The 6,457-nt window shown below is 50.0% G+C and carries 4 protein-coding genes; all 4 read right to left on the bottom strand.

Annotated elements, in window-relative coordinates:
- Positions 1-28 precede the first annotated feature (28 nt).
- Positions 29-2,251 carry a YfhO family protein gene (locus tag O71_RS12480; RefSeq protein ID WP_192811678.1) on the bottom strand — a complete coding sequence of 741 codons (2,223 nt, stop codon included), beginning with the start codon at positions 2,249-2,251 and terminating at the stop codon, positions 29-31.
- Positions 2,252-2,675: 424 nt separating this feature from the next.
- On the bottom strand, positions 2,676-2,948 hold the full coding sequence (locus tag O71_RS12485; protein ID WP_007657287.1) for a DUF4834 family protein: 273 nt from the start codon (positions 2,946-2,948) through the stop codon (positions 2,676-2,678).
- A gap of 311 nt (positions 2,949-3,259) precedes the next feature.
- Positions 3,260-5,212, bottom strand: a complete 1,953-nt coding sequence (locus tag O71_RS23295) for an efflux RND transporter permease subunit (protein ID WP_155800862.1) — start codon at positions 5,210-5,212, stop codon at positions 3,260-3,262.
- Entirely contained in the window at positions 5,191-6,429 is a 1,239-nt protein-coding gene (locus O71_RS23300; RefSeq protein ID WP_081490494.1) for an efflux RND transporter permease subunit, read from the bottom strand. The genes O71_RS23295 and O71_RS23300 overlap by 22 nt, the downstream gene beginning before the upstream one ends.
- Between the last annotated feature and the right edge of the window lie 28 nt (positions 6,430-6,457).

Consider the following 6,457-nt stretch of genomic DNA (forward strand, 5'->3'; position numbering starts at 1 on the left):
CCCCGCATTTGCATACAGGGCCTTTGGCTTATACGATTACTTCTTTTTCTACTTCTTCAGGTTTTTTGCGCATTCCATAAAAGAACGCCCCACCGATCACTACCAATAACAGAATCGACGAGATCAGTGAGATGGTATTACCTAAGGTATAAGAACTCGGCTCGAACTTAAACTCGATGGTATGCTGCCCAGCCGGTACTTCCATGGCACGCAAAATGTAATTTACGCGGATGTGATCTACTGGCTTTCCGTCCAGGTAAGCTTGCCAGCCATCAGCGTAGTATACCTCCGAGAATACTGCCAGACCGGCCTGTGCTGCATTGGCTTTATACTTCAGGGCGTTCGGTTGGTACTCGGTCAGCTCGATAGTTGAACCTTCAGCATTATAGCTAGTCGCTGCTGTCTTGAACTTCGACACATCTACCACAGCAGTAGTACTTGCCTCCAGATCGTTCAGTGCTTCAATCTCTTCATCCGGAGTATTCACTGTCTTCACTTCGCTCACGAACCAGGCATTGCCCAAGGCACCTGGTAAGCGCTGTACCGGTTGCTGCGGATCGCCCGTGATCACGTAGCGGGTGTTGAGCATGCGCAGCACCTCCAGGTTGTTCTGCACAATGTGTCGGTCGATGATGTCCTGGTAGCGGCGCATTTTAGCGCCATGGTACCCACCTACTGATTTGTGAAAGTAAGAGGTACGGGCATCGTTAAACGGATTTGGCAGGTATAGCACACGGTAGTGCGGGTCTTTGTCCTGCAGAATCATCTGATCGGCTTTGGTCGGCTGGAAATGGTTTTCCACTACACGCTTCTCGAAATCGCCGTCATTAAGGTAGCGCTTATTCACGCTCCACAGGTCCACGAGTATCAGCAGGCCTATACCTGCCATGGTCATCGTGGCTGATAACTTACCTTTCAAGTAAAAATAGAGCAGACCAACTGACAGCGCAATGAAGATAAAAGAACGCAGGGCATCAGAGCGCATCATACTCTCACGGTCGGCACGGATGGCATCGAGCGGGAAATAAGACTGCTGCAGCTGTGGGTCCACTGCGCCGACGAAGCTGGCCGAACCGGCAAACAGCCATACCAGCAAACAGACACCGGCAGTTATACCTCCGGATATCAACAGTTTCTTGTCCAAGTCTTTGATCAAATTGCGATCACGGATGACTTTGTAAAGCGCCAGTATACCGAGCAGCGGCATCGTGATCTGCGCAATGATTAGGGCCGATGATACTGCCCTGAACTTGTTATAGCCCGGGAAGTAGTCGAACATGAAGTAGTTGAAGGCCTCGAAGTTTTTGCCCCATGCCAGCACAATGGAGAGAATGGTAGCGCCTAGTAGCCAAATGCGGGTAGGCTTGTGCACGATGAATAGCCCCAGTACGAAGAGGAAAATAATGATCGCTCCTACGTATACCGGACCGCTCGTCATCGGCTGCGGTCCCCAGTAAGTTGGCAAGCCCTGCTCTAGCGCCTGCTCTGCCTGAACCGGTGGCAGACCCAGCCCCAGTAGTGCCTGGTAGCTCTGCGAATCTTTATCGAGACGGGTGTTGCTACTGCTTCCACCATGGAAGTCAGGTATAAGCAGTGTCATGGTTTCGCCCACGCCGTAGCTCCAGCTAAAGGCATATTCGCGGTCGAGGCCGCTGGAAGTTTTGTCACCGCTGTTGGCCACGCTTAACTCTGATTTGCCTCGGATACTGTGTTGGCTGTATTCGGCCACGGTATAGAGTCTGCCGAAGTTTACGCCTACTGCCAGAATGGCTGCTATACCTAGCACCAATCCACGCTTGATCAGGTCGGCAATCCTGCCCTCTTTGATAGCGTAGATCAGTTCCACCACTATCCAAACCAGCACCATCAGGAGCATGTAGTAGGTCATTTGGAGGTGGTTGAAATGCAGGTTGAGCGTGAGAGCCAGCGCAAAGATGGCCGCCCCTATCCAGACGTTCCGCCGGAGGGCATAGAACATACCGGCGAGTACAAGCGGGATGTAGGCAATAGTAAGCGATTTGGTGTTGTGGCCCGCCTCCAGGATAATGAAGTTGTAGGAGGTAAAAGCAATGGCAATAGCGCCGATAATGGAGATCCAGGTATTGAGCCGCAGCGTGACCAACAGAATGTAGGCACAGAGCAGGGTGATAAAAATGTTACCTGCCATAGCCGGCAGGTTGAAAGTCAGGATGGTATGAATAACACCGGAGAAATCGCCAGGGTAGCGGGTATTGATCAGGTATGAGGGCATACCGCTGAACATGGAGTTCGTCCAGAGGGTCTCTTCGCCGGTGGCCTCGCGGTAGTCTTGTATCTCTTTGGCACCACCCTTAAACTGCAGAATGTCGTGCTGTGCTATCGCTTCCCTTCAAACAGGATAGGCGAAAAGTAGATAGCGGTAAGGAGCAGGAAAATCAGGATCGCGATGAGGTGCGGAAGCACATCGCGCTTAAAGTCAATAGAAGCTGTCATATCTTTCAGGAAACCTTAGAGCATGTTTAAAATTCATCTTTTGCGCTGCAAACTGCCATAAATGAACCTGACTTTATGTTTTTCTCGTCGCATAGCGCTGCTATGCAACTCCAAAACCACTTCGTCAGAACCCACTCTGAACAATTTTCGCTTGCAAAACGAAATTTAAATATGCTCTGGAATAGAGCTGAAAGATAGGGCTTTTATTTTATTTCTTCATAATCGACGTACTGGCCGCCGTTGAAATCCTTGCGGTCCGGCTGCTCCGGCACATAGTCAATCTTGACATCACCCTGTCGGCGGCCATTGCCGTTGGATTGCGGCTCTGGGCGTTGCTGGTTCATGTTAGAGTAGAAAAAAGTGCCATTGCGCAGGCTCTTCTTTACAAAGAAAGCCAGCAACCAGCGGAACAGGATGGGAGCTACTAATCTGATAAAGAAGATAACGAGTATGGTAACGAATATGAATTTAAGCATGATAGTCGGTTAAGGTATAGCCAGTTTGGTGGCCAGCTATTGTTTAACAAAAACAGTACCTTTTCTGTTACAACTCTCTTGCCAAAAGGTTATTGTCTGTCATTTCGGCGGAGCTATGCAAAGATAGGAAATTTGGAAGCGTTTGGGAAATGGGGATGTAGCTGACTCTAGCACAAGTCACCTCCCCCAGCCCCCTCCTAACAACAGGAGGGGGAGTTAACATACTCCTGCCCCTCTTGAGAGGGCACTTTCTACCACTGCTGGTTTCTAATAACACGTAATACGCCCCGCAGCTAAAAACCTCCGCAAACTCATCTGCTTTTCCTAGGCATTAACCACACGGGCAAACACACAAACACTGCTATAAGGGAAAAGAGAAAACCACCTATCGCCCCTACGGCAAATGAAAACCAGAACACTTCCTGCTGCCCATCTATAAGAAAAGGCACCAGCCCAAGCACCGTTGACGCAACTGTAAGGCAGACAGGCAACGCTTTATGCGTCACAGCTTTAAGGACAGCTCGGTTACTGCTTTGAGTGCTTTTAAGATTATTCAAATCGTTGATAATAAAAATAGCAGCATTTACGCCCACTCCACCCAGCAGTATAAAGGCTGCATAGCCACCCTGGTCAAAAGAAAAACCGAAAAGACTGAAGACAAGGAACAGCCCTATAAAAGAAACTGGTACAGTAAGCATAATAAAAAAAGGCTGCCGCAGACTCTCAAACAAGATGGCGCAGACAAAAAAGATTCCGAGCACCATTACCGCCAGCGCGCCATATTGCTTCCCTGCTTCTTTGTTTACACTCTTAAAAAGCGATGTGGCCTCGGCTGTATATCCAGGCTTCATTTCCCGCCTTGCCTGTGCCAGCACATCATCCAAAAACTGTGTCCCATACTTGTAGTTGCCAAAGTAAGTAAAGCTGAGGTTGCGGATATACTGCCGATCCTTTTTATGAATAGTATTGGCACTTTTCTCGAATGACAGCTTACCAAGCGTGCCGATCTGCATGCCAGGCTTACCATCCTCCTGCCTGAAACTACCGTGGAGTAATTGGTACACCGATAACTGCTCTGCATCCCGCTCCCGCAAAGACACGGGCAACAGCTCGTTCTGGTAAAGCAGGTACATGGCAGGGGCCATTGGTTTTGCACGGGCTCTCAGTGCCTCCGTTACCTCACCCGAGTTTAGCTTTGTCAGGTTTAGCTGCGCATTATCAAATTGAAATACATATTCTTCTATAGCCTGCTCTCCCCATAAAGCAACAGCATTTGTGTTTATATCCCTCACCCGTGCATTCTCAGCCAGTTTGGCAGCCAGCAGTTCAGCCTGCCGCTCTAACTCACTGTAGTTGTAACCACACAGTTCGGCCAATAACGCAGGCGTACTACTGCCACCTGCCCCGCTCGAAAAGCCTCTGCCCACGCCGTAAATCTGCCAGTTAGCTCCGCCCCAGTTCATGAATCGCGCAATCAGCTGGCTTCGCAGGGTGTAAGGCAGGCCTGCCCGTTCTGAAACAGGGTTAAAGGTTATCTGTAGGGTGGCGCTTTGCCCACTCTGCACCTGCGTTACATATTGCTCCAACCCTGCCACCGAAGCCAGGTATTGCTCTACTGTTCGCACAGCTTCATTCATCTGGGCAAGTGTGGCACCGTGGGGCATGGTGGCATGCAGGTGCAGCACCGTTTTTTCGGGTGTGCGAAAACTGGCTTTGTCGTATACTTCCTGCACGAAAGGACGCAGCGCACCGCCCAGGGCTACATCCGCGTAAGGTTTTACCTTTTGCTGATATAGTTCACTACCAATGGAGCTGTTATACCAGCCCCACCCCTCCACAGAAGCAGGCAGCATAAAAACAGGCAGACCGAAAAGCAAAACCACTATAGTTGTAAAAGCAATGCGGTAACGCGCCAGAAATTGAATAAAAGCACCATAATACTGCCACAGCCATACTTGCTTTTTGAGCTTCTGATAGTATCGTCGGCCTTTTTGTTTTGACTTTTGCTTTGGGCTTAAAAGCTTGTAAGCTGCGGGTGTATAGAACCATGCCACCAGTAACGACACCGCCAGCATGGCCATCATGATCTGGGCAAACTCCCTCAGGTTAAGCTGTTGCTCCTCTGGCAGCACATATACTACCAGCAAAGCACACAGGCTGGTGAGCGTGGCCCCCACCAGGGCAGCAAATATTTTACGGTTGCCGCGGCGGTGCAAGTGGTCGAGCATGATGATGGCAGAGTCTACCACAAGTCCAAATGACACCGTAACGCCAGCCAGAGTATACAGGTGAATGCCAATACCGAGACTCCAGGCGCACAATGCACCCAGCAGAGATTAACGACCAGCCCAGAGAAGAGTACCGACAGGTAGCGCCAATCGCGGTGTAGCAGAAAAACGAACAGTACCAACACCAACAGCGAGAGCCCTGTTCGCAAGTATACTTTCTGTAGTTCCTGCCGCAAGAAAGCGGTATCGTCGTATTGTTGTTGCACGGTAAAGGCCGCTGGCAGCAGCTGTCGCAGCGCCGCCATCTCTTTCTCCACATCATTTGCCAGCTGCATATTGTTTTGCTCAAGCTGTGCATACACTGTTACAGCAACCGTATTCAGGCCATTCACCCTGAAATAACGCTGCGGCTCCTGCTCCTCTATACCTACTATAGCCACATCGCGCAACAATACGGCAGCACCAGTGGCTGTATAAGCAACAGGCAGTTCCTTTAGCTGTGTGGTACTCTCTAATGCATTGCTGGCCATCACTGAGAGTCGCTGCCCCTTTGCGTCAGTCACAGACCCCAGGTATACGGCCTGCGACTCCTGCCCTACCCGCTCCAATATCTCTTCGCGCTTCAGACCATATCGGATCAGGCGCTCTTGGTCAAAGATTATACTCAACTGCAGCGGCTCTGCTCCTGTCACTGTAACCTGCTCCACACCCTGCAACTGCGACAACCTTGGCTGTAACACTTCTGTTGCTACTTTTTGAATATGACTGGCAGCCAACGGAGCATTTACATTGTAGATAAGCAGCGGCATGGCTTTTACAGTGCTCACCTGCCCTGGACTAATAGCAGGATAGTTGACAGTGGCGGGCAATGTGGGGTATACCTGCCGCAACAGCGCCGCCAGTTCAAACCGTTTCAGATCCATGTCTTCGTGCCTGCCGAAGCTAAGCGTAATATGTCCTTGATTATAGTTTGAAATGGACTCTATCTCCTTTAGCCCCTGCAACTGCGAAAAAGCATTCTCCAGTACCGATGTAACGGCCTCTTCCACTACGGCGGGAGGCGCATCGGGATAAGCATAGCGCACCGTTAAGCTCGGCAGGCTGTGTGTGGGGTTAAGGTCTATAGACAGCCTTGGCGCAAGCCTAGCAGACTTACAGCTACAAAAAGTATAACGGTTCTGAAAGGTGTTAGAAACTTCATGTAAAACCCCGAATAATAACTCCCCTTTGAAGATTGCCTGCGATTGAAGAATATCTTAACTAATATCTACCAAATATAAA

It is taken from the genome of Pontibacter sp. BAB1700, from assembly GCF_000277005.1.
GTDB lineage: Bacteria > Bacteroidota > Bacteroidia > Cytophagales > Hymenobacteraceae > Pontibacter > Pontibacter lucknowensis.

Coding starts and splice junctions, on each gene's coding strand:
- O71_RS12480 (WP_192811678.1), bottom strand. CDS start 2,251: ATGCCCTCATACCTGATCAATACCCGCTACCCTGGCGATTTCTCCGGT.
- O71_RS12485 (WP_007657287.1), bottom strand. CDS start 2,948: ATGCTTAAATTCATATTCGTTACCATACTCGTTATCTTCTTTATCAGA.